Source organism: Mycobacterium kubicae (genome assembly GCF_015689175.1).
Taxonomy (GTDB): Bacteria; Actinomycetota; Actinomycetes; order Mycobacteriales; family Mycobacteriaceae; genus Mycobacterium; species Mycobacterium kubicae.
Map to the genome: position 1 here is coordinate 5,307,762 of NZ_CP065047.1, position 25,543 is coordinate 5,333,304.

The 25,543-nt window shown below is 67.3% G+C and carries 23 protein-coding genes and 2 pseudogenes; 14 read left to right on the forward strand and 11 right to left on the reverse strand.

Annotated features, from left to right (window positions below; translation table 11 throughout):
* Positions 1–11: 11 nt before the first annotated feature.
* Together mshD and I2456_RS24780 are read right to left on the reverse strand one after the other, a co-directional pair.
* A complete protein-coding gene (mshD, locus tag I2456_RS24775; protein ID WP_085075311.1) occupies positions 12–923 on the reverse strand; it encodes a mycothiol synthase in 912 nt (303 codons plus the stop codon).
* A complete protein-coding gene (locus tag I2456_RS24780; RefSeq protein ID WP_139823306.1) occupies positions 920–1,696 on the reverse strand; it encodes a winged helix-turn-helix transcriptional regulator in 777 nt (258 codons plus the stop codon). The genes mshD and I2456_RS24780 overlap by 4 nt, the downstream gene beginning before the upstream one ends.
* A gap of 191 nt (positions 1,697–1,887) precedes the next feature.
* On the opposite strand from I2456_RS24780, the gene lmeA reads away from it, so the two are divergent.
* The 7 genes from lmeA to I2456_RS24810 all read left to right on the forward strand — a co-directional run bounded on the left by lmeA (position 1,888) and on the right by I2456_RS24810 (position 9,167).
* The gene (lmeA, locus tag I2456_RS24785) at positions 1,888–2,700 is read left to right on the forward strand and encodes a mannan chain length control protein LmeA (RefSeq protein ID WP_085075310.1); all 813 of its coding nucleotides are present in this window, start codon (positions 1,888–1,890) and stop codon (positions 2,698–2,700) included.
* A 75-nt stretch (positions 2,701–2,775) separates the two neighbouring features.
* Positions 2,776–2,865: an Ms5788A family Cys-rich leader peptide gene (locus I2456_RS29260; RefSeq protein WP_372516534.1), complete on the forward strand. Its 90-nt coding sequence runs from the start codon at positions 2,776–2,778 to the stop codon at positions 2,863–2,865.
* Between the two features lie 207 nt (positions 2,866–3,072).
* Positions 3,073–3,906, forward strand: a complete 834-nt coding sequence (locus tag I2456_RS24790) for a sulfurtransferase (protein WP_068023451.1) — start codon at positions 3,073–3,075, stop codon at positions 3,904–3,906.
* A 1-nt stretch (position 3,907) separates the two neighbouring features.
* On the forward strand, positions 3,908–4,210 hold the full coding sequence (locus I2456_RS24795; protein ID WP_068163158.1) for a DUF1416 domain-containing protein: 303 nt from the start codon (positions 3,908–3,910) through the stop codon (positions 4,208–4,210).
* A gap of 164 nt (positions 4,211–4,374) precedes the next feature.
* Positions 4,375–5,043: a heme-binding beta-barrel domain-containing protein gene (locus I2456_RS24800; protein ID WP_068023456.1), complete on the forward strand. Its 669-nt coding sequence runs from the start codon at positions 4,375–4,377 to the stop codon at positions 5,041–5,043.
* A gap of 84 nt (positions 5,044–5,127) precedes the next feature.
* Positions 5,128–7,494 carry a RyR domain-containing protein gene (locus tag I2456_RS24805; protein ID WP_085075309.1) on the forward strand — a complete coding sequence of 789 codons (2,367 nt, stop codon included), beginning with the start codon at positions 5,128–5,130 and terminating at the stop codon, positions 7,492–7,494.
* Between the two features lie 131 nt (positions 7,495–7,625).
* Positions 7,626–9,167, forward strand: coding sequence for a sensor domain-containing protein (locus tag I2456_RS24810; RefSeq protein WP_163703897.1), 1,542 nt, complete (start codon positions 7,626–7,628; stop codon positions 9,165–9,167).
* Positions 9,168–9,400: 233 nt separating this feature from the next.
* On the opposite strand, the gene I2456_RS24815 is transcribed toward I2456_RS24810, so the two are convergent.
* Positions 9,401–10,276 carry an aminodeoxychorismate lyase gene (locus tag I2456_RS24815; RefSeq protein WP_085075307.1) on the reverse strand — a complete coding sequence of 292 codons (876 nt, stop codon included), beginning with the start codon at positions 10,274–10,276 and terminating at the stop codon, positions 9,401–9,403.
* A 56-nt stretch (positions 10,277–10,332) separates the two neighbouring features.
* Between I2456_RS24815 and ygfZ the strand changes: the two genes are divergently transcribed.
* Together ygfZ and I2456_RS24825 are read left to right on the forward strand one after the other, a co-directional pair.
* Positions 10,333–11,424, forward strand: coding sequence for a CAF17-like 4Fe-4S cluster assembly/insertion protein YgfZ (ygfZ, locus tag I2456_RS24820; protein WP_085075306.1), 1,092 nt, complete (start codon positions 10,333–10,335; stop codon positions 11,422–11,424).
* Between the two features lie 144 nt (positions 11,425–11,568).
* Positions 11,569–11,760: a DUF3073 domain-containing protein gene (locus tag I2456_RS24825; protein ID WP_068023469.1), complete on the forward strand. Its 192-nt coding sequence runs from the start codon at positions 11,569–11,571 to the stop codon at positions 11,758–11,760.
* Between the two features lie 9 nt (positions 11,761–11,769).
* Here I2456_RS24825 and purM read toward each other — a convergent pair whose 3' ends face one another.
* The 3 genes from purM to I2456_RS24840 all read right to left on the reverse strand — a co-directional run bounded on the left by purM (position 11,770) and on the right by I2456_RS24840 (position 14,942).
* On the reverse strand, positions 11,770–12,828 hold the full coding sequence (purM, locus tag I2456_RS24830) for a phosphoribosylformylglycinamidine cyclo-ligase (RefSeq protein ID WP_085075305.1): 1,059 nt from the start codon (positions 12,826–12,828) through the stop codon (positions 11,770–11,772).
* Between the two features lie 60 nt (positions 12,829–12,888).
* On the reverse strand, positions 12,889–14,415 hold the full coding sequence (purF, locus tag I2456_RS24835; RefSeq protein ID WP_085075304.1) for an amidophosphoribosyltransferase: 1,527 nt from the start codon (positions 14,413–14,415) through the stop codon (positions 12,889–12,891).
* A gap of 137 nt (positions 14,416–14,552) precedes the next feature.
* On the reverse strand, positions 14,553–14,942 hold the full coding sequence (locus I2456_RS24840; RefSeq protein WP_068023478.1) for a sterol carrier family protein: 390 nt from the start codon (positions 14,940–14,942) through the stop codon (positions 14,553–14,555).
* Between the two features lie 55 nt (positions 14,943–14,997).
* Between I2456_RS24840 and I2456_RS28800 the strand changes: the two are divergent.
* Together I2456_RS28800 and I2456_RS24850 are read left to right on the forward strand one after the other, a co-directional pair.
* Positions 14,998–15,078: pseudogene (locus I2456_RS28800) on the forward strand (hypothetical protein); the annotation flags it as partial.
* Between the two features lie 41 nt (positions 15,079–15,119).
* Positions 15,120–16,361: a haloacid dehalogenase-like hydrolase gene (locus tag I2456_RS24850; protein WP_085075303.1), complete on the forward strand. Its 1,242-nt coding sequence runs from the start codon at positions 15,120–15,122 to the stop codon at positions 16,359–16,361.
* Between the two features lie 3 nt (positions 16,362–16,364).
* On the opposite strand, the gene I2456_RS24855 is transcribed toward I2456_RS24850, so the two are convergent.
* From I2456_RS24855 to I2456_RS24870, 4 genes are read right to left on the reverse strand one after another with little or no spacing between them, the layout of a single operon-like run.
* Positions 16,365–16,976, reverse strand: coding sequence for an Rv0804 family intramembrane glutamic endopeptidase (locus I2456_RS24855; protein ID WP_068023480.1), 612 nt, complete (start codon positions 16,974–16,976; stop codon positions 16,365–16,367).
* Entirely contained in the window at positions 16,973–19,267 is a 2,295-nt protein-coding gene (gene purL / locus I2456_RS24860; protein ID WP_085075302.1) for a phosphoribosylformylglycinamidine synthase subunit PurL, read from the reverse strand. Before purL ends, I2456_RS24855 begins: the two co-directional genes overlap by 4 nt.
* 27 nt (positions 19,268–19,294) lie before the next feature.
* Complete coding sequence (locus tag I2456_RS24865) at positions 19,295–19,642, reverse strand: VOC family protein (protein WP_068023486.1); 348 nt, start codon at positions 19,640–19,642, stop codon at positions 19,295–19,297.
* 17 nt (positions 19,643–19,659) lie between these two features.
* Positions 19,660–20,925: a M18 family aminopeptidase gene (locus I2456_RS24870; RefSeq protein WP_085075301.1), complete on the reverse strand. Its 1,266-nt coding sequence runs from the start codon at positions 20,923–20,925 to the stop codon at positions 19,660–19,662.
* A 33-nt stretch (positions 20,926–20,958) separates the two neighbouring features.
* Between I2456_RS24870 and I2456_RS24875 the strand changes: the two genes are divergently transcribed.
* Both I2456_RS24875 and I2456_RS24880 read left to right on the forward strand, forming a co-directional pair.
* Entirely contained in the window at positions 20,959–21,984 is a 1,026-nt protein-coding gene (locus tag I2456_RS24875) for a Dyp-type peroxidase (protein ID WP_163703960.1), read from the forward strand.
* Entirely contained in the window at positions 21,981–22,787 is an 807-nt protein-coding gene (locus I2456_RS24880; RefSeq protein WP_085075299.1) for a family 1 encapsulin nanocompartment shell protein, read from the forward strand. Before I2456_RS24875 ends, I2456_RS24880 begins: the two co-directional genes overlap by 4 nt.
* 13 nt (positions 22,788–22,800) lie before the next feature.
* Here I2456_RS24880 and I2456_RS24885 read toward each other — a convergent pair.
* Positions 22,801–24,161, reverse strand: a pseudogene (locus I2456_RS24885) (HNH endonuclease signature motif containing protein).
* Between the two features lie 102 nt (positions 24,162–24,263).
* On the opposite strand from I2456_RS24885, the gene I2456_RS24890 reads away from it, so the two are divergent.
* Positions 24,264–25,493: an integrase catalytic domain-containing protein gene (locus I2456_RS24890; protein ID WP_205880188.1), complete on the forward strand. Its 1,230-nt coding sequence runs from the start codon at positions 24,264–24,266 to the stop codon at positions 25,491–25,493.
* Positions 25,494–25,543 lie beyond the last annotated feature (50 nt).

Genomic DNA, 25,543 nt, shown 5'->3' on the forward strand with positions numbered 1-25,543 from the left:
CAGGGCAGGTCTCAACCGTTGTCGCGAGCCAGCGCGTAAGCGGTGTCGACGCTGTAGGTGCTGAACCCGGATCGTTGATACGTCCGGAGGGCGGCGGTGTTGTCCGACTCCACGTAGAGCAGCACCGTGGGCTCCTCGATGTCGGAATCGGAGAGTCGCTGCGCCAAGAACGCCAGACCGATCGACGTCAAGGCCTGCCCCAGCCCGCTGCCCTGCGCCGAAGGGTCGACCCCCAGCACGTACACCTCCCCGAGACCCGGCTGATCCAGGTGAACCTTGGTCCAGTGGAAGCCCAGCAACTTGTCGGGTTGGTCCTCGGCGAATGCCAGGAAAAGGCCCGCCGGGTCGAACCACGCTTCGTTGCGCCGCTCGGCCAACTCCGCCTCGGTCCAGCCGCCCTGTTCGGGGTGGTGGGCGAACGCGGCGTTGTTCACCCGAAGCAACTCATCGTCGTCGGACGGGCCGGAATAGGTGCGGACCCGGACCCCGGCGGGAACCACCGGTTCGGGAATATCGCGCAACGAGCGGCGCATCTGCACCAGTTCCCGCACCGGGCTCAGGCCCAGCGCGGCGGCGGTCGCGGCGGCAGGCGCCAGGGTGCCATGCGCCCAGAACTGATTGCGCCCGCCGGTTTTGTCCAGCGCCGCGCGCGCCAGCGCCGTGCCGATGCCGCGACGGCGTGCATCGGGGTGCACCACCAACTCCGCCATCACGCCACCGGCACTGAGATTGAGGTAGCCCAGAACCGCGTTGCCTGAGGACTCCGTGGCCAGCAGGTGGTCGGTGCGCTCGTGACCCAGTTCCCGCAGCACTTGTTCCCCGACGGGCGCCACCGCGTCGGATTGCGTTGCGGCATCTACCAATTGACGCACAGCCTGCTGCTGTTGGCCGGTCAGTGCGGAGCGCCAGTCGAGTGACGTCACTGACTGCGCAACGGGTCGGCCAGCGGATCCTGCAGGTCCTCGGCGTCGTTGTCGTCTTGCTCGTCGGGGTCCTCGTCGGGCTCGTGGACCGGCGCCCGGCCCCGCGCCGGCCGAACCGCCTTGTAGCCGACGTTGCGGACCGTCCCGATGAGCGACTCGTATTCGGGGCCGAGCTTGGCACGCAGTCGCCGCACATGCACGTCGACCGTCCGGGTTCCCCCGAAGAAGTCGTAACCCCACACCTCGTGCAGCAATTGGGCACGGGTGAACACCCGCCCGGCATGTTGGGCCAGATACTTCAACAGCTCGAACTCTTTGTAAGTGAGGTCAAGCGGACGACCCCGCAGTCGGGCGGTGTAGGTGCCTTCGTCGATCACCAACTCACCCAGGCTGACCTTGCCCACGCTTTCCTGATCGGCCAGACCACCGCGCCGGCCCACCACCAGCCGGAGTCGCGCGTCGACCTCGGCAGGTCCCGTGGTCGGCAGCAAGATCTCGTCGAGTCCCCAGTCGGCGCTGACCGCCACCAGTCCGCCTTCGCTCACCACCGCCAACACCGGCGCGGACCGACCCGCTGTGCTCAACAGACGGCACAGACCACGCGCGGCCGACAGGTCGTTGCGCGCATCGACCAACACCGCGTCGGCGTTGGTCGCCTCCAGCAACGACGAAGCCTCCGCCGGCGCCGTCCGCACGGAGTGAGGGAGCAGCGACAGCGATGGCAGGACCGGGTCGGGATACAGCTCCGAGGTCAGTAGTAATAACTCCAACAAGCCCCTCCAGCGTCGTGGGAAAGGCATCTCCCATGGTTCGTCAACACGAGACGTCAATGGCCAGCTCACCTAACGATAACTTGCCCGCTACATTTCGGCCTGGTGACGAGGCGGTCCGGGACGGAGCGCTGAGGAACCGGGCAATCCGGCTACAGCCTGGTGACGAGGCGTTTCGCGAGAAGGGCCACAATATGCGGATGCGCAAGGTGTGGGTCGGGGCGACCGTCGTCGCGGTCACCGTCGGCGTCCTCGCCATGGCTGCCATCGGCGTCGACTACGGCACCAGCATCTACGCCGAGTACCGTCTGTCCACCAACGTGCGCAAGGCAGCAAACCTGGAAGCCGACCCCTTCATCGCCATCCTGGCCTTTCCCTTCATCCCGCAGGCCATGCGCGAGCACTACAACGAGCTGGAGATCAAAGCGAACGCGGTCGAGCACGCGGCGGTCGGCAAGGCCACGCTGGAGGCGACCATGCATTCGGTCGACTTGACCGACGCATCGTGGCTGATCAGGCCCGATGCCAAGCTGCCGGTGGGCAAGTTGGAAAGCCGCATCATCATCGACTCGGTGCATTTGGGCCGCTACCTGGGGATCAGCGACCTGATGGTGGAAGCGCCACAGCAGGAGTCCAACGACGCCACCGGCGGCACCACCGAATCCGGCATCTCCGGCAGCCACGGCCTGGTGTTCAGCGGCACCCCCAAAGCCGCCCACTTTGATCACCGGGTCAGCGTCTCGGTCGATCTGTCGGTTGCGCCCGAGGACAAGACCACCCTGATCATGACCCCGACCGGGGTGCTGACCGGACCCAACACCGCCGACCAGACCGTCCCCGACGACAAGCTCGACGCGGTCCTGCGCGCCTTCAGCAGCAGGCTGCCCGACCAGAATCTGCCGTTCGGGGTGGCGCCCAACACCGTCGGCGCGCGCGGTTCGGACGTCATCATGGAAGGCATCACCAGGAACGTGACGGTCACCCTCGACGGGTTCAAGCAGTCCTGATGCCCTCGGCACCCCCGAGGGCCGGCGGTGACCGCTGTTGGCTTGATCACCGTGTTATTAGGTAAGCTGACCGGCGTGCCAGCCCGCATCGAGCCCTCGCTCACCAAGCGCCGCACAGTCGACCTGTGCCGCTGCGCGGGCTGTTGCTGTTGCTGTAGCTGCTGAGTAGCCGCGCCCAACCCCGCGCAGCACTCCGAGCAGCGCGAAGGCCGCGCATGTCTCGCAATCGATTTCGTGCAACAGGCGTATCTAGGAGTAATCCGTGTCGAGCAGGAACACCGCCCCGGTGGCGGTCGTCGCTGTTCGCTGTGCGACCCTGGCCGCCGTTCTGACTCCCACCACCTGATAGAAGCAATCGAAAGGACCCCTACCATGGCACGCTCCGACGTCCTGGTCTCCGCTGACTGGGCCGAGAGCAATCTCGACGCCGCCGACGTCGTCTTCGTAGAAGTAGATGAAGACACCAGCGCTTACGACGACGGGCACATCGCCGGGGCGATCAAGCTGGACTGGCGAACCGACCTGCAGGATCCGGTCAAGCGCGACTTCGTCGACGCCCAGCAATTCTCCAAACTGCTGTCCGACCGCGGCATCTCCAACGACGACACGGTGATCCTCTACGGCGGAAACAACAACTGGTTCGCCGCCTATGCGTACTGGTACTTCAAGCTCTACGGCCACGAGAAGGTCAAGCTGCTCGACGGTGGGCGCAAGAAGTGGGAACTCGACGCCCGCCCCTTGTCCAGCGACCCGGTCACCAGGCCGGCGACCTCCTACACCGCGTCGCCCCCGGACAACTCCATCCGCGCCTTCCGCGACGAGGTCATCTCCGCCATCAACACCAAGAACCTGGTCGACGTGCGCTCCCCCGACGAGTTCTCCGGCAAGATCCTGGCGCCGGCGCACCTGCCCCAGGAGCAGAGTCAGCGACCCGGTCACATTCCCGGCGCCATCAACGTGCCGTGGAGCAAGGCCGCTAACGAGGACGGCACCTTCAAGTCCGACGAGGAGTTGGCCAAGCTCTACGCCGACGCCGGCTTGGACGGCGAGAAGGAAACGATTGCCTACTGCCGGATCGGGGAGCGTTCCTCGCACACCTGGTTTGTGCTGAGCGAATTGCTGGGACACCGGAATGTCAAGAACTACGACGGCAGTTGGACGGAATACGGCTCCCTGGTGGGTGCCCCGATCGAGTTGGGAAGCTGACATGTGCACTGCACCGAAACAAGGACTGACCTTGCCTGCGAGCGTCGACCTGGAAAAAGAGACCGTGATCACCGGCCGCGTCGTGGACGGTCAGGGGCAAGCCGTCGGCGGCGCGTTCGTGCGGCTGCTCGACTCCTCTGACGAGTTCACCGCTGAGGTCGTGGCGTCGGCTACCGGCGACTTCCGGTTCTTCGCCGCGCCGGGCACCTGGACGCTGCGTGCCTTGTCGGCGGTGGGCAACGGTGACGCCGTGGTGGCGCCGTCCGGCGCCGGCGTCCACGAGGTCGACGTCAAGATCGCCTGACCGGGCGGCTGCCCCGGGCTGATCCGGGGGTGCGGCCACTGTCGGACAAAGACGCTTAGACTCGTCTTCGTGGTGCTGTTCTACGAGATCATGCTGGTCGTTGTGACCGTGGTCATCGCTTGGTTCGCGCTGTATGCGCTGTACCGGCTGATCACCGACGAGTCGTGACCCACGCCGACGACCATGACGAGGCGATCACCCCGGTTACCTCCGGCGATCGCGCCGTTGCCGCTGCGGCCGAACGCGCCAAGGTGACCGCAACGCGCAATATCCCCGCCTTCGACGACCTGCCAATCCCCGCCGATACGGCGAACCTGCGCGAAGGCGCCAACCTCAACGACGCGCTGCTGGCGCTGCTGCCGCTGGTCGGCGTGTGGCGCGGTGAAGGAGAAGGCCGCGGCGCCGACGGCGACTACCGGTTCGGCCAGCAAATCGTCGTCTCCCACGACGGCGGCGACTACCTGAACTGGGAAGCCCGCTCCTGGCGGCTGACCGAAACCGGCGACTATCAGGAGCCGGGTTTGCGCGAGACCGGCTATTGGCGGTTCGTCACCGATCCCTACGACCCCTCCGAATCCCAGGCAATCGAGCTGCTGCTGGCCCACTCGGCCGGATACGTCGAGTTGTTCTACGGGCGACCGCGCAACGCATCGTCGTGGGAGCTGGTCACCGATGCCCTGGCCCGCAGTCGTTCGGGCGTGCTGGTGGGCGGCGCGAAACGCCTCTACGGGATCGTCGAAGGCGGCGACCTGGCCTACGTCGAGGAGCGGGTCGACGCCGACGGCGCGCTGGTGCCGCATCTGTCCGCCCGGCTGTCCCGGTTCGTCGGGTAACTCACCGCCTCAAGCGTCCTGCTGCGTGTACTGTTCGCGGGTTAGCAGCCCCCGGGCAGCCGGTTGCGCGAAGGAGGTCGGCGGATGCGTCACAAAAGGACCCCACCCGCGCTGCGCTGGGTCTGGTCCGGGGTGGGTCTGCTGGTAATCGCTTATCTGGCGGTCATCGCGTTGCAGCCGGGAATCGTCGACGCGTTGCCCGCCGGGCTGACCTGGTTCGGCCGGCCGGGATCGATGCCGACGCTGGGCATCGCCGTTCTGGTCCTGGTCTGCGCCGGGGTGGCGATCTTCCGCTCCGACGGCAGCCACCGGCTGGTCGGTGTTTCGTTCACCGTCATCGCCGCGCTGATCTCCATGAGCGCGGTGCTGGGCTTGAGCTCGTACTGGGGTTGCCACGACGCCAACCATCCGGCCTTCTTCACCCCGTTGATGGCGACCGCCCAGCTGGTCAAAGGCGGCATCGGCGACTATTCGCTGAGCGGGCGCACCTGCCCGAACCCCACGCCCGTCGGCCTGGAATTGGCTCGCATAGCGGCACTTTCGGCGATCTTCACCGGGTTGGGTGGGGTGGTGGTCGGCGTCTTCCGGTCCCAGGTGGATCGGCTGCGCGCCAACCTGGCCGATTCGGTCACCGCGATCGTCGGTGTCGACGACGACAGCCAGTCGATGATCAGTGCGGTCGCGCGCACCTTGGACCGGCGCAGCACCCTGGTCGTGATCACCGGCGCCGGCGACGACAAAGTGCAACGGGCGCGCAGACAGGGCGCCCGAGTAGTGCTCGTCGACTTCAACAACCCGTCGACGTTGGTATCGCTGCGCCTGTGGCGCCACCTGAGCCGGCTCTATCTGATGGCGCCCGATCCGGCGGTCAACCTGCTGTGGCTGGATCTGATCAGCAAGCGCCTGTCGCAGGTCGCCAACAAGCGACGATTGCCGCTCATCGTGCGCATCGACGACCCGTGGCTCGCGGAAGCCTGGCGTGCCCAGCAGTTCGGCGGTTCGGACACCCGGTGGGCCGCCGACGTGGTCGGCAAGTATGAGGTGACCGCCGGCCGGCTCCTGGACGGCATCCTCGCCACCGGCAAGACCAAACGCGTGTTCATCTGCGGGACATCGCAATTGACCTTGGCGCTGTGTGCCGACCTGACACGGCGCGCCTTGGAACGCGACTTCCACACCCCGCCGGGCGCCGTGGAATTACCGGCGCTGACGTTGGTGGAACGAGACGCCGACGACTACCTGCGCGACCACGACTTCTACCGGCAGCAAGCGGGCTTCGCCTCGAACGGACCGGTGATCGACGCGGTTCCCGAAGCGCCGACGGTGCCCACGCTGCTGCGCCTGATCGGTGACTCCGACCCGGCCACCAGCGCGGTCATTCTGGTCGACACCCACACGGCCACGACCGGCACCAGGCTGGCCGCCCGCTTCCCCGACATGCCGGTCTACACCTCCGATACCAACGCCAGCATCGCCGACGACTCGATCCAGGTGGTCGGGCTGCTGCAGTCCTATTCGCTGGTTCTGGACACCCGCGAGGGGCAGATACAAGACGCCTGGGAGCGAGCGGCGCGGCTGATCCACGAGCGTTATGTCGCCACCTTGGACCCCGATGGACCGCGGTCTCCGGCGGCGATGCCGTGGAGCGAACTCAGCGAGTTCTACCGCGGGTCCAACCGGCGTCAGGTGCGCAACGCGCTGTGGATGGTGGAACAGATCGCGGGCCACACCTGGAATACCTGGGGCACCCCGCCGGTGCAGCTGTCCGGGCGGGACATGGCCGAGGCGCCGCCGCTGAAACAGTTGGCGCTGTTGGGTTTTGATCATTACGAGGCGATGGCCATGGCCCAGGCCGAACACGAAGACTGGTGCCGGTACTACCGCCGCAACGGCTGGAAATACGGTCCCACCCGCGACGACTCCCGCAAGATCCACGACAAGCTGGTCGACTGGTCGGAAGTGCAGAGCAAGCCGGAACTCCTCAACTCCGCCGTACGCAGTTTGGCCGCCACCTTGTGGAGCCTGCGTCAGCTCGGCTACCGGTCCCGCCCGCTGTGGAAACCGTTCGAGCGAGCGGGGACCGTCATCGCAGAGCAGCGCGACGCGCCCTGGACGTGGCGATCGGACTCCGGGCACACCATGCACGCCAAACCCGGCGACTGGGCGGTACAGGCGGACGGAAAGATCTGGTCGGTGCGCGACGACATCTTTCGCGCCACCTACGAGGACGCCGGTGACGGCAAGTGGCGGCGCAAGGGTCGAGTACAGGCGCGCCCGGCCCAGCCCGGTGAAATCGTCAACACGCTGGAGGGCCCCACGGCCGCCGCAGACGGAGACTGGATCGTGCGCGGCGCCGACGGTGAGCAGTGGCCGGTTCCGGGTCAGGAGTTCGCGCAGCGCTACGCCGAATGTCGCCAGCCGGCCGACGCCGAGGTCAGCGAGGCCAATTAGCGCGCCGGCGGGCCACATCGCGCCCGCGCCGGGTTTGCCGAAGTTCATTGCTGAGGGTAGTGCCATGCGCTACCGTCTCTTCGGATTCGCCGTGCCAGCTCCCCCAGCGCCCTCCTATTGAGGAGATTTCTATGGCCTTGTTCATCAGCTACTCGAGCCAAGACAGATCCTCGCTCGACGCCCTGACCGCCGCGCTCAAACGCGCGCAACAGCAGGTTTGGTTCGACCAGGAGCTCGGGGGCGGCGACTCGTGGTGGAACGCCATCCTCGAACAGATCCGCGCCTGCGAGGTCTTCATCGTCGCGCTGAGCAACAATTGGCTGCAGTCCAAGCCCAGCCAAGCCGAGTTGCGTTACGCCCAAGCGCTGAACCGGCCGATCTTGCCGGTCAAAGTGGGGCCCGTCGACAGCGTTCGGGTGAATCCCGTCTCGGACCTGCAGATCATCGACTACCAGAACCCGACGGTCGATGCGGGCATTGCGCTGGTCACCGCGATCCATTCGCTGCGCGCCAAGGCCGCACCATTGCCTTCCCCGCTGCCCCCAGAGCCGCCGGTACCCTTCGGCTACATCATGCGGTTGGGCAACACGCTGGCCGAGAAGGAGCTCAGCCCGCAGCAACAGCTGCAACTGCTGGTCGAGTTGCGCACCGGGCTCGACGAGGACGGCGACGACCCGAGCGCACGTAGCGACATCGCCCAACTGCTGCGGATGCTGCGGCTGCGCCATGACGTCACCTACCGCACCCGCAGCGAAATCGACAACGTGCTGGCCGAGATCGACGCCAAAGACGGCGGACCGGAGGCCAACTCGGCCGCCCAGGCCGCACCCGCCGCACCGCCCGCCGCAACGACCCCGGCCGTCCCGCCGACCCAACCCAGCCCGTCGGCCCAGCAACCGCCCGCCGCAGCCCCGAGCCGGCCGCCGGCCGCAAAACCGGCAACGCCCGCGCCGACCGGCGGCGGTTCGAACAAGAAGCTGCTGATCATCGGCGCCGCAGCGCTGGTCGCCGTCGTGGCGATCGTCGCGATCGTGCTGTTCGCCTCGTCAGGCGGGAACCACAAGCCGACGGCGAAACCGGGCCCGTCCTCGGCCGCCCCGGCCGCGCCCGGCCGTGCGAACTTGGCGCTACTCGGTGCCGAGGAAGTCGGTTCCATCCTGGGTGACCCCAACATGGTGTCCGCCTCGCGCGGCGACCAACTGCGCGCCCCGCAGGGCACCCTGTCGGCACCGGAGTGCGTGGCGGCTTACGAACCACTCGAGGAGTCCGTGTATCGCCCCCACAACCCGAGTGCCGCACGTAATGAGGTGCTGCACACCGCCGGTGAAAACCCTGCGCACCGGGTGGTGGAAGGCGCGGCGACATTCCCGTCGGCCGAGAAGGCTCGCGCTTTCGTCGAAGCGTCGGCGGAGAGGTGGCGGGCCTGCGCCAACAAGACCGTCAAGTTCGGCGGCTCGGCCGGCCGGGGCAGCGAATGGACCTTCGGCGACGTCGACGGGTCCGCCCCGAAGATCAGCCAGGTGCGCACCCAGACCGACGGCAGCGGCCGGACCTGTCAGCACGTGCTCGATGCGGTGAACGAGGTGGTGGTCGAGGTGGAGGCCTGCGGATCCGACCTCGGCGACGCGGGCAGCCGGATCGCTGAGCAGATCGGCAACAAGTCCACGAAATAGCCCAGACATGGAGCGGCCCCCGAGCGTATTTCCGGTTGGACGGACCGGAAACTCGGGGGCCGGGTGGCTGCGGGGAATTTGCCAGCGCAAAGTCGCCGGTAGTTCCGAGCCACTGCTGCTAGCGCGCAGCCACCTCACATGTCCATGAAGCTATCAATTTCGCGGACCACCTCCCTTCTTGTGTACGGCCGACCGTACCCGTAAATTCGCGAGCCGACAACAGAATTCAGCGCTCAGCGATCGCCGGCGATCGCGGCGTCGACGAGTTCGGCGAACGCGGCCGCAATCGGGGTAGGGCGCAGCAACCTGCCGTCGAGGGTGTGCACCCGGGCCGCCAAGGTCATGCTCGAGATCAGCCAGACTCCGTGCGCGGCAAACAGATCGGCTACGCGCAGGGCCCGGTAGTCGCAGTCGTAACCCTTGGCGCGGGCGGTCTCGAAGAGCGCCTGCTGGGTGGTGCCGCGCAGAATCGGATACCAGGGCGGCGGAGTCACCAGGCACAGGTTGTCCGCTCCTTCGTCGGTCGCGATGACCACCGTCGAGCGCGGCCCTTCCAGGACGTAGCCGTCCGAGCTGACGAAGATGACGTCGTCGGCGCCTTGGCGGGCGGCGTGGCGCAGCACCGCCATGTTCACCGCGTACGACAAGGTCTTCGCACCGGCCAGCAACCAGGGCATGGCGTCGATGCCGGTGGCCGGCAGCCCACGGTCCAGCGTGATCGCCGAAACGCCGGCGCGGCGCACCGCGCGCACCCGCTCTGGAACCGCGGTGACCATGACGTAGGCCGTCGGGGGCGAACCGCTCTCACGGCCGCGGCTGTAGATCAGGCGCATCGCGCCCTCGTCGTCGGTGCCGGCCGCCCAACGCTGTGTCGCCACCGAGATCGCATGCCGCCAGCCGGCCAGATCGGGTTCGGGCAGATCCATCAGCTTGGCCGAGTGAGTCAGCCGCTGCAGGTGGGCCTCCACCAGGCACGCGGCGCCGTCGCGCACCAGCAGCGTCTCGAAGATCCCGTCACCGCGCACCGCCGCCAGATCGTCGGCGTGCAGCAGCGGCATTGCGGGATCGTGGATTTCGCCGTCCAGTGTGACGACGACACCAGTCTGCATGGCATAGCAGCCTAGTCGTCGGGCTGTGGGGCAGGCCGAATCCGTAGAGTTGTGCTGTGTCCGCAGTTCCTGCCCCAGATCCTGGACCCGACGCGGGAGCCATCTGGCACTACGGTGATCCACTTGGGGAGCAGAAGGCCGCCCAGAGCGATGCGGTGCTGGTGGACCGGTCCCATCGGGCGGTGCTCACGCTGACCGGCGCCGATCGGCAGACCTGGCTGCACAGCATCTCCACCCAGCATGTCAGCGAGTTACCGTCCGGCGCGAGCACGCAGAATCTCAGCCTCGATGGGCAGGGCCGCGTCGAAGACCATTGGTGGCAGACCGAATTGGGCGGCACCACCTATCTGGACACCGAACCGTGGCGGGGTCAGCCGCTGCTGGACTATCTGCGCAAGATGGTGTTCTGGTCCGACGTGACGCCGGGGGTCGCGGACGTGGCCGTGCTGTCGCTGCTGGGTCCGCGGCTGGCGGAGCAACCGCTGTTGCATGCGATGGGTCTGGACCGGTTGCCCGTCGAGCTGACGGCAGTCCCGCTGGCGCGCGGGGGTTTCGCGCGCCGGATGCCCAGCGCCCGCCCCGATCAGATCGAACTGGACCTGCTCGTTCACCGCGATGCGTTACCGAGCTGGCAGCGGCGCTTGCAGCAGGCCGGGGCGCGGCCGGCCGGTGTCTGGGCCTATGAAGCTCACCGGGTGGCTGCGCTGCGCCCGCGGCTGGGCGTCGACACCGACGAGCGCACCATCCCGCACGAAGTCGGCTGGATCGGCGGTCCCCGCGAGGGCGCCGTCCACCTGGACAAGGGCTGCTACCGCGGCCAGGAAACCGTCGCACGGGTGCACAACCTCGGCAAGCCCCCACGCATGCTGGTGTTGCTGCACCTCGACGGCTCCGGCGACCGGCCGGCCACCGGTGATCCGGTGCTGGCCGCCGGTCGGGCGGTGGGGCGGCTGGGCACCGTTGTCGAGCACGTCGACTTCGGTCCGGTGGCGTTGGCGCTGCTCAAGCGGGGTGTGCCGGCTCAGACCGAGCTGACCACGGGCTCGCAGGGCGAAGTCGCCGCGGTGATCGACCCGGAGTCGCTGCCGCCCACCGACGAGGTGGGTGCCGGACGGCGCGCCGTGGAGCGGCTGCGCGGCGGCCGATAGTCACCGACCGCGTCTACACGCGGGCAGGGCGACCAACGCGCGACCGCGAGGCACGGTAAGCTGTCGGCAGGACAATAACGACACTAAGAGATCGGAGCCGCCTACTTGTTAGGCCGCTCCGTTATTTCGCGAGGGGGTTCCCCCATGGGCCGCGGCCGGGCTAAGGCAAAGCAGACCAAGGTTGCACGAGAACTGAAGTACAGCTCCCCCCAGACCGACTTCCAACGGCTTCAGCAGGAGCTGTCAGGGACGAGTGCCGATGGATCTGGCCCCGGGGACGGCGACGGAAGGTTCCCCGACGATTCCTGGGAGCAAGACGACGACTGGCGCCGCTAGAGCACAGCGTTAGAACCTGGGGTGCTGCCCGACGAGCTTCGCGCGCGGGCTGCCTTTCCCGCCCTTGCCAACCGATCCCAGTACCCAGCTATCGAGGTGTCGTGCGGTCAGGATGGCCCGCGCTCGGTCGGTGTCCTCGGGTGCTACGACGGCGATCATGCCGACGCCCATGTTGAACGTCTTCTCCATCTCGGCGCGGGAGACGCGTCCGCGCTGAGCGATCATGGCGAACACCGGCGCGGGAGTCCAGGTGCCCCGGTCGACCTCAGCGACCAGCCCTTGCGGGATGACGCGTTCCAGGTTGCCCGCCAGTCCCCCGCCGGTCACGTGGCAGAACGTCCGAACCTGGGTTTCGGCCGCCAAGGCCAGGCAATCCTTGGCGTAGATGATGGTCGGCTCGAGCAGTTCCTCGCCCAGGGTGCGACCGAATTCCTCGACGTAGCCGGCAAGGTTCATCCGGTCGATCTCCAATAAGACCGTGCGCGCCAGCGAGTACCCGTTGGAATGCAGGCCTGAGGAACCCATTGCGATGATGACGTCGCCGGGTTTGACGCGGTCGGGACCCAGCACCGCATCGGCTTCGACGACGCCGACGCCGGTGGCGGAGATGTCGTAGTGGTCGGGCTCCATGAGCCCGGGGTGTTCGGCGGTTTCGCCGCCCAGCAGCGCGCAACCGGCCCGCACACAGCCGTCGGCGATTCCGCTGACGATGGCCGCCAACCGTTCCGGGACGCTGCGCCCGACGGCGATGTAGTCCTGCAGGAACAGCGGCTCTGCGCCGCACACCACCAGGTCGTCGACCACCATCGCGACCAGGTCGAGGCCGACGGTGTCGTGTTTGTCCATAGCCTGGGCGACGGCGAGCTTGGTGCCTACACCATCGGTGGAGGCGGCCAGCACGGGTTCGCGGTAGTCACCGCGCAAGGCGAACAGTCCGGCGAAGCCGCCCAGTCCGCCGCGCACCTCGGGCCTGGTGGCCTTGCTCGCCAGTGGCTTGAACAGTTCAACGGCGCGATCGCCGGCTTCAATGTCCACCCCGGAAGACGCGTAGGTGATGGGATCCGTCATCGCGATAAAGGCTACCGGGCGACGGGCAACGCCGGTATCGCCTACCGGTGGTGTCTCCCCTCAGCGCCCGACGGGAACTTCGTCGGCGACCAGGTCACCCAAGCCCGCACCGCGGGCGGTGTTGGCGAGCATGTGCTCAATCACGTTCTTGCCCAACGCCGACTCGCTCGGCAATTCGATCGGATAGGTGCCGTTGAAGCACGCGGTGCACAGGCGCGAGGCCGGTTGCTCAGTGGCGGCGATGAGCCCGCGCAGCGAAATGTAGCCCAGCGTGTCGGCGTTGATCGCATGCCGGACGGCCTCGAGCATCTCGCCTTCATCCTCGACGGCGTTGGCGATCAACTCCGCCGGGGACGGGAAGTCGATGCCGTAGAAGCAGGGCCACTTCACCGGTGGCGAGGCGATGCGCACGTGCACTTCCACCGCCCCGGCTTCGCGCAGCATCCGCACCAGCGCGCGTTGGGTGTTGCCCCGCACGATCGAGTCGTCGACGACGATGAGCCGCTTGCCACGGATCACCTCTTTGAGCGGGTTCAGCTTGAGCCGGATACCGAGCTGGCGGATGGTCTGCGACGGCTGGATGAAGGTGCGGCCCACGTAGGCGTTCTTCATCAGCCCTTGCCCGTAGGGGATGCCGGACTCCTGGGCGTAGCCCACCGCCGCGGGGGTCCCGGATTCGGGCACGCCGATCACCAAGTCGGCGTCGACCGGGCATTCGCGAGCCAGGCGGCGACCGATTTCCAGCCGGGTGGCGTGGATGGATCGGCCGCCGATGGTGCTGTCCGGCCGGGCCAGATAGACGTATTCGAAGACGCAGCCCTTGGGCGTGGGGTTGGCGAAGCGGGTGGAGCGCACGCCGTCGGCATCGATCGCCAGCAGTTCGCCGGGTTCGATGTCGCGCACGAACGAAGCACCGACGATGTCCAGCGCGGCGGTCTCCGACGCCACCACCCAGCCGCGGTCCAGCCGGCCCAGCGACAAGGGCCGCACCCCATGCGGGTCGCGGCAGGCGTACAGGGTGTTTTCGTCCATGAAAGTCAGGCAGAACGCGCCGCGCACGGTCGGTAGCAGCTCCAAAGCCGCCTGCTCGAGCGTGGAATCGGCCGAACCGTGGGCCAGCAGCGCACCCAAGATGTCGGAATCCGTCGTCGCCGGGGCGGGGCAGCGTTTCGCGATCAAACCCGCATCGCGGGCGCGTGCGGCGAGCTCGGCGGTGTTGACCAGGTTGCCGTTGTGTCCCAACGCGACGCCGGTGCCTGCGGCGGTGTTGCGGAACACCGGCTGGGCGTTCTCCCACGTCGTGTCGCCGGTGGTCGAGTAACGGCAGTGCCCGATGGCGACGTGGCCTTCCATCGCCGCCAGCGTCTGCTCGTCGAACACTTGGCTGACCAGGCCCAGGTCCTTGAAGACCAGCACCTGGGAACCATCGGCGACGGCGATGCCGGCGGCCTCTTGGCCACGATGCTGCAGCGCATAGAGGCCGTAGTAAGTGAGCTTGGCGACGTCTTCCCCTGGGGCCCAGACCCCGAAGACGCCACACTCTTCACGTGGGGCGTTGAAGTCTTGCTCGGGCTGCTCGACAGTCACGATTTGGCGGCTCCCTAGGGCGCGGTTGGTGACGTACCGAAGTCTACGGGCACCGCGGGCGCACCGGCGAATCCCGCGCGCGTGTCCGCGCTCGAATTTGTCCGCGTGCCAACGCAAAAGCGCAGCTCAAACACCATCTAGCTCAACTGCACCACCGGTAACAAGTGTCCAATTTCACCCGCACGCGAACCGGACAGCGTCACCGAACCGGCCGCCGTCGCCTGCGCCAAGCTCAGTAGTCCCGTCGCCACCAGCAGCCAGGTGCGCGGGTCGGTCTCCACCACGTTCGGCGGGGTGCCGCGGGTGTGCCTCGGCCCGGAGATGCATTGCACCGCGACGAACGGCGGCACCCGCACTTCGACGCTGGCGCCCGGTGCCAGTTCGGCGAGCGTACGGGCGGTGAGGCGAACCGCCGTCGCCAACGCGTTCCGGTCGGGCGCCGGACGACTCTCGTCCTGCAGCCACTCCGCCAGGGCCGACACGATCTGCCGAGTCTGTGCCGGATCAGGTCTGCGGCGGGCGGGCATACCCTAGGGTCTCAGAATCATGGATCCGGGAAGCCGGCCACCGTACAAGACCGTCGGCGCGCAGAATCCCTACGTCTGGCCGGAGAATCTGCCGCGGATCAACGCCGAAGGCGGTCCCGGCGGGAAGCCCGGTTGTCACACGATCAACCCACGAGAACGCGTATCCGAGGGGCAGCGATGACACTGCGGGCGGTTGTGTTGCTGAGCCTGATCATGGTGACACTGAGCGGTTGCGGTCATGCCAACGACCGCCGGGCCGCGCATGGTTGCCGCACGCTGGCCACCGACCCCGGTTGGTACGGGGACAACCGCGACCGGATCAACGCGATGATCGGCCAACTCGGCGCGTGCGGCAAGACCGGCTCGGTGGCCGACGGCGCGCCACTGGCGTTGTTCGACTGGGACAACACCACCGTGCGCAACGACATCGGCCACGCGACGTTCTTCTGGATCGTGCGCAACTCCAAAATCCGCCAACCCCGCGACTGGGCGGCCACCAGTCAATTTCTCACCCCGCAGGCCGCCGCCGCCCTGACCGAGGCCTGCGGCACCCTCTCCGCGGTCGGCCAACCCATCCCGACCGGATCACCGGCCGGCACCGGATGCGCCGACGAGCTGGTGTCCATCTACAACGACGTCCGGACCCGTTCGGGCGCAGCAGCTTTCGCCGGCTACAACCACCGCCGGTTCAAACCGGTTGACGCCTGGCTGTTGCAGTTGCTGGCCGGCTGGACCGACGCCGACGTGACCGGCTTCGCCACCGCAGCGCGCCAGGAGAACCTGGACGCCGCTCAGGGCGCCGAGCAGACGGTGGGCAGCACCCGCCAAACCGCCTGGGTCCGCTACTACCCGCAGATGCGTGACCTCATTGGCACGCTGCAGGCCAACGGCTTTGACGTCCGGGTCATCTCGGCCTCACCGGAGGCGGTGGTCAAGGTCTGGGCCGCCGACGTCGGGATCACCGGGGACCGGGTGATGGGTGTCCGCGTCGAACACGACGGTGACGCGGTAACGACCCGACTGGCGTCATGCGGCGGCGAAACGTCCATGCCATTCAACGAGGGGAAGCGTTGTCGAGTCAACGAGCAAGTGTTCGGTATGCAGGGCACCGCGGCCTTCGAGCAAGCCCCCCATCGGCAAGTGTTCGGCGCCGGCGATTCCGACGGCGACGTGACGTTCGTCGGTGACGCCACCGCTGCGCGCCTGGTGCTCAACCGCAACCAGATCGAGTTGATGTGCCGCGCCTACGACAATGCCGACGGCCGCTGGCTGGTCAATCCGACGTTCCTCAACCCCATGCCGAAGAGTCCGCCCTATCCCTGCGCCACAAAGGGTTTCGATGAACCCGACGGCGGTCAGGCGCCGCTGCGCCGACCCGACGGCGCCGTGGTCGCCGATCAGCAGGACCGGGTCTTCTGACTGTCACCGCTTTCGCTGATTAGCTAACGCGGCAACCGCGCCCGCTTCATTGATGGCCAGGTGGGTCAGCATCGGCGCGGCCAGACTGCCGCTGCGGTCGGCCAGCCAGCCGAATACCCAGCCGGCCAGTGCGGTCACCGCCACGGTGGGGGCCACCGGGTCACCGGCCGCACGCGCGTCCGGGACATGGGAGAGGCCGAAAGCCAATGCCTGCAGCCATCGCCCACCCGTCGGACCGAAAGCTGCCGCGCCGGCAGCGCCCAGCGCCGCGCGGAAGGTGGCCTCTTCGGACCACACCGTGCCGACGGGTATCCGCCAGGCCAGCCACTCGGCCGGGGATGCGGGCACGCTGTGGGTGGCCATCGCCGCGCGGACCATCGGGACCGCTGTGCTCGCCGCGATTCCACCGGCCGTCAGCGCTCCTGCCGCCGCCCCGAGGCGCAAGCCCGCCCACAACCGCGGCGGCGCCAGGCCCAGCGGCGGGTGCAGCGCGGCCACTGACAGCGCACCGACCGCGGCTTGCCCGGGTACTCGAAAGCGTTGCGGCAGCAGCGGACTGACGAAGCTCCATCCCACCAGCCCGGCGGCCACCGCCACTGCCCGCAGCCGGCTCATCCAAACAGCCGCGGCAGCACCGTTTCCCAGGTCTCCCGCAGTTCGGCCAGGGATACCGTGAACAAGCCCTGCACCTCCACGGCGTCGGAGCCTTGGTCGACGACGCCGATGCGGACGGCCGGCAGGCCGCGCGCCTCGCACATCGCCCGGAATCGGCTTTCCTCGGTGCGCGGCACCGCAACCAGGACCCGCCCTGCCGACTCGGAGAACAACGCCACGAACGGGTCGACATCTTCGGGAAGCACGATGCGGCAACCGGTTTCGCCGGCCAGCGCCGCCTCCACGATGGCCTGGGCCAAGCCGCCTTCGGACAGGTCATGCGCCGCCGATACCAGGCCATCGCGCGAAGCTGCACTCAGCACGTCGGCCAGCAGCTTTTCGCGCGCCAGGTCGACGGCCGGCGGTAGGCCGCCCAGGTGGTCGGCGGTCACCTGCGCCCAGATCGATCCGTCGAACTCGTCACGCGTGTCGCCCAACAACAGCAACGTTTCCCCCGGTTCGGTGCCCAGCCCGGTGGGGATGCGCCGGCTGACGTCGTCGATCACGCCGAGCACGCCGACCACTGGAGTGGGCAGGATCGCCGAGGAACCCGTCTGGTTGTAGAAGCTGACATTGCCGCCGGTCACCGGAATGCCAAGGGCCGCACAGCCGTCGGCCAAGCCGCGGACCGCTTGGGCGAACTGCCACATGACCCCGGGGTCTTCGGGCGAGCCGAAGTTGAGGCAGTTGGTCACCGCGACCGGGGTGGCGCCGGTGACGGCGACGTTGCGGTATGCCTCGGCCAGCGCGAGTTGGGCACCGGTGTAGGGGTCCAGCTTGGTGTAGCGGCCGGACGCGTCGGTCGACAGCGCGATGCCGCGGCCGGTGAGTTCGTCGATGCGCAGCACACCGCCGTCGGCGTGCTCACACAGTACCGTGTTGCCGCGCACGTAGCGGTCGTACTGTTCGGTGATGAAGCCGCGGCTGCACAGATGCGGACTGCCCAGCAGAGCAAGCAAGGTCGCGCGCAACTCGTCGCCAGTGGTCGGCCTGGGCAGCGCGGCCGAGGTGTCGGCGTTCAGGGCGTCTTGGTAGTCGGGGCGCTGCACCGGGCGCTGATACACCGGGCCTTCGTGCGCGACCGTACGCGGCGGCACGTCGACGACGGTCTCGCCGTTCCAGGTGATGCGTAGCCGGTCTCCGTCGGTGACCTCGCCGATCACGGTGGCCAGCACTTCCCATTTGCGGCACACCGCCAGGAAGGCGTCGACGTTCTCGGGTGCGACGACGGCGCACATTCGTTCCTGCGATTCGCTGCACAGCACCTCGGCGGGCGTCATGTCCTTGGCCCGCAACGGAACGGCGTCCAGTTGGATGGCCATCCCGCCGTCCCCGGCGGACGCTAATTCCGATGTGGCGCAGGATAATCCGGCTCCACCCAGGTCCTGGATGCCGATCACCAAGCCGCCGGCATACAGCTCGAGGCAGCACTCGATGAGCACCTTCTCCATGAAAGGGTCACCCACTTGCACCGACGGCAGCTTCTTGCGCGAGTTCTCCGCCCCCCCATCAGCACTGAAGGTGTCCGACGCCAGCACCGAAACCCCGCCGATGCCGTCCAGCCCGGTACGCGCGCCGAACAGGATGATCTTGTTGCCGGTGCCGGAGGCGAACGCCAGGTGCAGGTCCTCCTGCCGCAACACCCCCACACACATCGCGTTGACCAGAGGATTGCCGGCGTAGCTTGCGTCGAAGACCGTCTCCCCGCCGATGTTGGGCAGTCCCAGCGAGTTTCCGTAGCCGCCGATGCCGCGCACGACGCCGTCGAGCACGCGGCGGGTATCGGGTGCGTCGGCGGCACCGAATCGGAGCTGGTCCATGACGGCGATCGGGCGTGCGCCCATGGCCATGATGTCGCGGACGATGCCGCCGACGCCGGTGGCCGCTCCTTGGTATGGCTCCACGTACGAAGGGTGGTTGTGGGACTCGACTTTGAAGGTCACCGCCCAGCCGTCGCCGATGTCGACGACGCCGGCGTTCTCCCCGATTCCGGCTAGCATCCCGGCGCGCATGTCGTCGGTGGTGGTCTCCCCGAAGTAGCGCAGGTGGACCTTGGAGGACTTGTACGAGCAGTGCTCGCTCCACATCACCGAGTACATGGCCAACTCGGTGTCGGTCGGCCGGCGCCCCAGGATCTCGCGGATCCGCTCGTATTCGTCGTCTTTGAGACCCAGCTCGTGGAAGGGTTGCGGCTGGTCGGGGGAGCTGGCGGCGTGGTCGACGGTGTCAATCTGGGTGCGCGCGCTCGTCACGCACACAGTCTAGGTGGGCGGGTCGCGCTACTGCCCGGCCACGCAGAACTGATTGCCTTCGGGGTCGGCCAGAACCACCCAGCGGAAGTTGTCGCCGATCTGCCGGCCGCCGACCCTGGTGGCTCCCGCGGCGATCAGCCGGTCCACTTCGGCATCGACGTCGGCGGCGGTGAAGTCCAGGTGGGCGCGGTTCTTGCCCGGGGTCGGGTCAGGCACCTGCTGGAAGCCCAACCGGGGACCTTCCGGCCGGGATACCGCGATGAACTCACCCGGCAGCAGTTCGTGAGTGGTGCCGCCGAAGTGCTCGGCCCACCAGCCGGCCAGTTTCGCGGCATCGGCGCAGTCGATGGTGACCATCTCGATGTGCAGCGTCATACCGCCCGACCCTAGGCCTACTTGGCCGGTGAAAGGAACGCTTGCAGGGCGGCCGAATAGGCGGTGACGTCGCGGGCGCCCATCAGCTCCCGCGCGGAATGCATCGCGAGCTGGGGTGCGCCGACGTCGACCGTGGGGATTCCGGTGCGGGCCGCGGCCAACGGCCCGATCGTCGACCCGCAGGGCAGATCGGCGCGGTGCTCGTAGCGTTGCAGCGGCACCCCGGCTTGCTCGCAGGCCAGGGCGAAGGCGGCCGCGGTGCGTCCGTCGGTGGCGTAGCGCAGGTTGGGGTGCACCTTGAGCACCGGGCCCCCATTGACTTCGATCCAGTGGCCGGGTTCGTGCCGCTCCGGGTAGTTGGGGTGGGTGGCGTGTGCCATGTCGGCCGAGGCCAGCAGTGAGGCGGGCAGCAGTCGCAGCAGGTCTTCACGGTTGCCGCCGGCGGACAGCACGATGCGCTCCAAGACGGTGGTCAGCAGGTTGGACTGGGCGCCGTGGTCGGAGGTGGAGCCGACCTCCTCGTGGTCGAATAGCACCAGCACCGGCAGCACGTCGCCGGGTTGGGCTTGCAGCAGTGCTTCCAGCCCGGCGTAGCAGCTGGCCTGGTTGTCCAGGCGCGGTGCGCTGACCATGCTCTCGTCGGCACCGATCACGGCAGACGGTGTCAGATCGTGGGTCATCAGGTCCGCGGCGAGCACGTCGTCTTCGGCCACTCCGGCGCACTGCGCCACGTAGCCGACGAAGGACTCGATGCGCTCACCTACGCCCCAGACGGCGTTGAGGTGTCGTTGCGGGTCGAGCGTGACGGCCTTGCGGTCCTCGGCCAGATGGATGGCCAGCTGCGGAACGCGAAGGATCGGGTCATCGATGCGCACCAGCCGATCGCTCACCCCGGCGCCGTCGCGGACCGACAGTCGGCCACTGATCCCGAGATCACGGTCCAGCCAGGAGTTCAGCCACGCTCCCCCGTACGGTTCCAGCGCCACCACTTGCCAGCCGGCCACCAGCCGATCCGGATGCTGCTTGACGCGCAGGTTCGGGCTGTCGGTGTGCGCTCCGATGATCCGGAAAGGCGTTGGGCTATAGCTGTTTTCGGAATTCCATGCGACGACCGACCCGGATCGGACGGTGAAGTAGCGGCCGGGTTGGTCCGGCCACCGGTCGGCTTCGGCGAGCTCGGTGTATCCGGCGTCGAGCAGGCGCCGGGCCACGGTCGCGCAGACGTGGAAGGGCGAGGGAGAGGCATCGATGAATTCGCACAATGCTTGTCCGTTGGCCGCCATGTAGCCATGTTTAGCACCGACGCTTTAGGGTCTTTGGCTGTGCCCGCCGTTTTGCCGCAGCCGATCTTGGAGCCGTTGACCCCCGCTGCGATCTTCTTGGTGGCCACGATCAACGACGGCGGCGAGGCGACCGTGCACGATGCGTTGCCCGCGCTGCCCGGACTGGTGCGCGCGATTGGGTTTCGGGACCCGGCGAAACGGCTGTCGATGGTGACGTCGATCGGGTCCGACGCGTGGGACCGGTTGTTCGTCGGGCCGCGGCCGGCCGAATTGCACCCATTCACGCCGCTACACGGTCCGCGGCAAGCCGCGCCGGCGACACCCGGAGACCTGTTGTTCCACATCCGGGCCGAGAGCATGGACTTCTGCTTCGAACTCGCCGGCCGTGTTCTCAAGGAGATGGCCGGCGCGGTGCGCGTCGTCGACGAGGTGCACGGGTTCCGGTTCTTCGACAACCGGGACCTGTTGGGCTTCGTCGACGGCACCGAGAACCCGGATGGCCCGTTGTCGGTCAGCGCCACACAGATCGGTGATGAAGATCCCGACTTCGCCGGTGGTTGTTATGTGCACGTGCAGAGGTATGTGCACGACATGGCGGGCTGGGAGTCACTGTCGGTGACCGAGCAAGAGCTGGTGATCGGCCGAACCAAGTTGGAGGACATCGAACTCGGCGAGGACAAGAAACCGGCCAACTCGCATATTGCGCTCAACGTGATCACCGACGACGACGGCACCGAGTTGAAAATCGTCCGGCACAACATGCCGTTCGGCGAAGTGGGCGCCGGCGAGTACGGCACTTATTTCATCGGCTATTCCCGCACACCCGAGGTCACCGAACAGATGCTGCGCAACATGTTCCTCGGCGACCCACCGGGCAACACCGACCGCATCCTGGACTTCTCCACCGCGGTCACCGGCGGCTTGTTCTTCTCCCCCACCGTCGACTTTCTCGACGATCCGCCCCCGCTGCCCGGTCCGCCGGCCCCGGCTCAGCCGGCCACTGCCGGCTCCGACGACGGATCACTCGCGATTGGCAGCCTGAAAGGAACGCCTCGATGAACAACCTGTACCGCGAACTGGCACCGGTCACCGAATCAGCTTGGGATGGAATCGAGTTGGAGGCGGCACGGACTTTCAAGCGACACATCGCCGGGCGGCGGGTGGTCGACGTCAGCGAACCGGGTGGGCCGGTCGCCGCGGCCGTCAGCACTGGGCGGTTGATCGACGTCCAGGCCCCCGGCGACGGCGTGATCGCGCACCTGCGAGCTGCCAAACCCCTTGTCCGGCTGCGTGTTCCGTTCACGCTGTCCCGTAATGAGATCGACGACGTCGAGCGTGGGTCCAACGACTCCGATTGGGATCCGGTCAAGAAGGCGGCCAAGAAGCTGGCGTTCGTCGAGGACCGGACGATCTTCGAGGGCTATTCCGCCGCCTCCATCGAGGGCATCAGGACCTGCAGCTCCAACCCGGCCCTCACGCTCCCCGACGATCCCCGCGACATCCCCGACGTCATCACCCGGGCCCTGTCGAGTCTGCGACTGGCCGGTGTGGACGGACCGTATTCGGTGCTGTTGTCGGCGGACGTCTACACCAAAGTCAGCGAGACGACCGAACATGGCTATCCAATCCTGGAACACATCAATCGATTGGTCGACGGGGACATCATCTGGGCGCCGGCCATTGACGGTGCGTTCGTCTTGACTACGCGCGGTGGCGATTTCGACCTGCAGCTGGGTACCGACGTATCGATCGGCTACCTCAGCCACGACGCCGACACCGTGCAGCTGTATCTGCAGGAGACCTTGACGTTCCTGTGCTACACCTCCGAAGCTTCCGTCGCGTTGAGCGCGACGGCGGGTTAGGCACCGCGCCGGGCTACGCCGCATCCTCGTCGTCTCCGTCGCTGAGGAGTTTTTCCGGATGGTGGTAGGTGTTGGTGCGGGGTTGTCCGTGGTCGAGGTGTGGTGGGGGGATCCATTCGGTGTGGCCTTGGGTGTTGGTGCGGGTGGTGTAGCCCTGTTCGGCGAGGGGGTGGTGGCCGCCGCAGGCCAGGGTGAGTTGGTTGATGTCGGTGGTGCGGGACTGTGCGTAGGGGATGACGTGGTGGACTTCGCAGTAGTAGCCGGTGACGTCGCAGCCGGGGGCGGTGCAGCCGCGGTCTTTGGCGTACAGCACGATGCGTTGGGGGGGGAGGCTAGGCGTTTGGTGTGATACAGCGCGAGGGCTTTGCCGCGGTCGAAGATGGCCAGGTAGTGGTGGGCGTGGCGGGACAGCCGGATGACGTCGGACATGGGCAGCAGGGTGCCCCCGCCGGTCAACCCTCTCCCCGCGGCGGCTTCCAACTCCCGCAGGGTGGTGGTGACGATGATGGAGGCGGGTAGGCCGTTGTGCTGGCCGAGGTCGCCGCTGCACAGCAGGGCCCGGCAGGCGGCGTTAAGCGCGTCGTGGTTGCGTTGGGCCGTCGAGCGCAGGTCGTGGCGGATCGCGTCTTCGGGCGGCGCGCCCTCGACACAGGGTGTCTGGTCGTCGGGGTTGCACATGCCCGGGGCGGCCAGCTTGGCCAGTACGGCTTCTAGGGTGGCGCGCGCTTCGGGGGTCAGGTAGCCGGTGAGCCGCGACATGCCATCGACGTCTTGCTTCCCCAGGCTCAGCCCGCGCCGGCGGGCGCGGTCGTCGTCGGTGTAGTCCCCGTCGGGATGCAGACAGTCCATCAGCCGCTCGGCCAACTTCGCCAGTTGGTCGGGCCGATACTGAGCGGCCAACTTTGCCAGATGTTCTTCGGCTTTCTCTTGGGTCTCCACGTCCACGTGGGCGGGTAGGTGTTTGAAGAAGTCCCGGATGACCCGCACGTGTCCGTCACCGATGCGGCCGTCGCGCTGGGCTTGGGCGGTGGCGCTGAGATAGGGCGCCAAGGTTTGTCCGGTCAGGGTGTGGCGCTCGCCGAGGTCGGCGGCTTCGGCCAGGCGGCGGTTGGCTTCGGCGCGGGTCACATGCAGCCGGTTGGCCAACACCGAGGGCAGTCTGCCGCCCAGCTGGGCTGGATCGGCTTGTTCGGCAAGCAGATTCAGCACCGCATGCTGGGCCGCGGGCAACCGGCGCGCGACCCGCTCTAAGCGCAGCGCCACCCGCAGCAACTCCGGAACCGTCAGCTCGGCACACGACAGGTTCAGTAGGTCGTCGGTGACAGCATCGAGCCGGTCCAGCACCCCGACGATACTCTCCCGATCCGAACGCATGTTCGAATGATATCGCCGGCCACCGACCGCGTTGACTCGTCAGAAATGCGCGCGAAAGGGTGGTTCGTTGCCTCATGGAAAATGCGCGCGTAGGCCCAGTGGATGAGGTTGACGTTGGCGCAGCGCAGAGCAATCACCGAAGCGGCCGCGACCCGCTACCAGCTGGCGAGCAAGGGCGCTAAGAGTCGGATTCTTGACGAGTTGTCCGCCAATACGGGGTGGCACCGAAACCACGCGCGCAAGGCGCTCGCAGCCGCCCTGCGGCCCAGGATCGTTGCCCCGCGCAGTCCGCGTCCGGTGAAGTACGGGCCTGAGGTCATCGCGGCTTTGACGGTCTGTTGGAGGGTGCTGGGGATGCCGGCCGGCAAACGGCTCGCGCCGATGCTCAGTGAACTGGTGGCAGTGCTGCGCCATTTCGGCGAGCTGACCCTCGACGAGGGCACCGCCGAACTGCTGGTGTCGATGTCGGCGGCCACCATCGATCGCCGTCTGGCCGATCAGCGAGCCAAATACCAGCGGGGACGCTGTGGTACCAAGCCGGGATCGCTGCTCAAAAGCCAGATCCCAGTGCGCACCTGGGCCGACTGGGACGACGCTCGACCCGGGTTCGTCGAAATCGACCTGGTCTGGCACGACGGCGGCAACCGCGGCGGAGGCCATGCATTCACCTTGACCGTCACCGACATCGCCACAGGCTGGACCGAGAACCGCTCAGTGCCCGACAAGACCGCCAAATGCGTACTGGCAGCGCTCAATGACATCACCCACAAAATGCCGTTCCCGATCCTGGGGGTGGACTCCGACAACGGATCAGAATTCATCAACGACCACCTGCTGGGATGGTGCCAAGGCCGCCAGATCACCTTCACCCGGGCGCGGCCGGGCAACAAAAACGACGGCTGTCACGTCGAGCAAAAGAACTGGGCGGTGGTGCGCACCGTGGTCGGCTACCACCGCTACGACACCGCAGCAGAACTGTTGCTACTCAACGAGATCTGGCAGTTGCACTCCAGGCTGACCAACTACTTCTACCCACAGCAGAAACTGATCTCCAAAGTCCGCAAAGGCGCCAAGGTATCCAAAAAACACGACAGAGCCACCACCCCTTTTCACCGAACAATCGATCACCCCACCACGACCGTGCAACGCATCGTGGCGCTGACCCGGACCTACTCGCTGATCAATCCCGCCGCCACCCAACGCCAGGTACAAGCCCTGACCGCCCAGCTGTTCACCCTGACCACCAGCAAAGCTGCGCCCGGCGCCCAACCCCCAATCAATAAGCGCGCACGTTTACGTGAGGCAACGAATCCCCCCTCGCGCGCATCTTGACGTGAGGCAACAGGCCGACACCTGGACGGCGTTGTCCATAGTGCCGATTC

Coding starts and splice junctions, on each gene's coding strand:
- lmeA (WP_085075310.1), top strand. CDS start 1,888: ATGCGGATGCGCAAGGTGTGGGTCGGGGCGACCGTCGTCGCGGTCACC.
- I2456_RS24790 (WP_068023451.1), top strand. CDS start 3,073: ATGGCACGCTCCGACGTCCTGGTCTCCGCTGACTGGGCCGAGAGCAAT.
- I2456_RS24795 (WP_068163158.1), top strand. CDS start 3,908: ATGTGCACTGCACCGAAACAAGGACTGACCTTGCCTGCGAGCGTCGAC.
- I2456_RS24805 (WP_085075309.1), top strand. CDS start 5,128: ATGCGTCACAAAAGGACCCCACCCGCGCTGCGCTGGGTCTGGTCCGGG.
- I2456_RS24810 (WP_163703897.1), top strand. CDS start 7,626: ATGGCCTTGTTCATCAGCTACTCGAGCCAAGACAGATCCTCGCTCGAC.
- I2456_RS24815 (WP_085075307.1), bottom strand. CDS start 10,276: ATGCAGACTGGTGTCGTCGTCACACTGGACGGCGAAATCCACGATCCC.
- I2456_RS24825 (WP_068023469.1), top strand. CDS start 11,569: ATGGGCCGCGGCCGGGCTAAGGCAAAGCAGACCAAGGTTGCACGAGAA.
- purM (WP_085075305.1), bottom strand. CDS start 12,828: ATGACGGATCCCATCACCTACGCGTCTTCCGGGGTGGACATTGAAGCC.
- I2456_RS24840 (WP_068023478.1), bottom strand. CDS start 14,942: ATGCCCGCCCGCCGCAGACCTGATCCGGCACAGACTCGGCAGATCGTG.
- I2456_RS24850 (WP_085075303.1), top strand. CDS start 15,120: ATGACACTGCGGGCGGTTGTGTTGCTGAGCCTGATCATGGTGACACTG.
- I2456_RS24855 (WP_068023480.1), bottom strand. CDS start 16,976: ATGAGCCGGCTGCGGGCAGTGGCGGTGGCCGCCGGGCTGGTGGGATGG.
- I2456_RS24865 (WP_068023486.1), bottom strand. CDS start 19,642: ATGACGCTGCACATCGAGATGGTCACCATCGACTGCGCCGATGCCGCG.
- I2456_RS24870 (WP_085075301.1), bottom strand. CDS start 20,925: ATGGCGGCCAACGGACAAGCATTGTGCGAATTCATCGATGCCTCTCCC.
- I2456_RS24880 (WP_085075299.1), top strand. CDS start 21,981: ATGAACAACCTGTACCGCGAACTGGCACCGGTCACCGAATCAGCTTGG.
- I2456_RS24890 (WP_205880188.1), top strand. CDS start 24,264: ATGAGGTTGACGTTGGCGCAGCGCAGAGCAATCACCGAAGCGGCCGCG.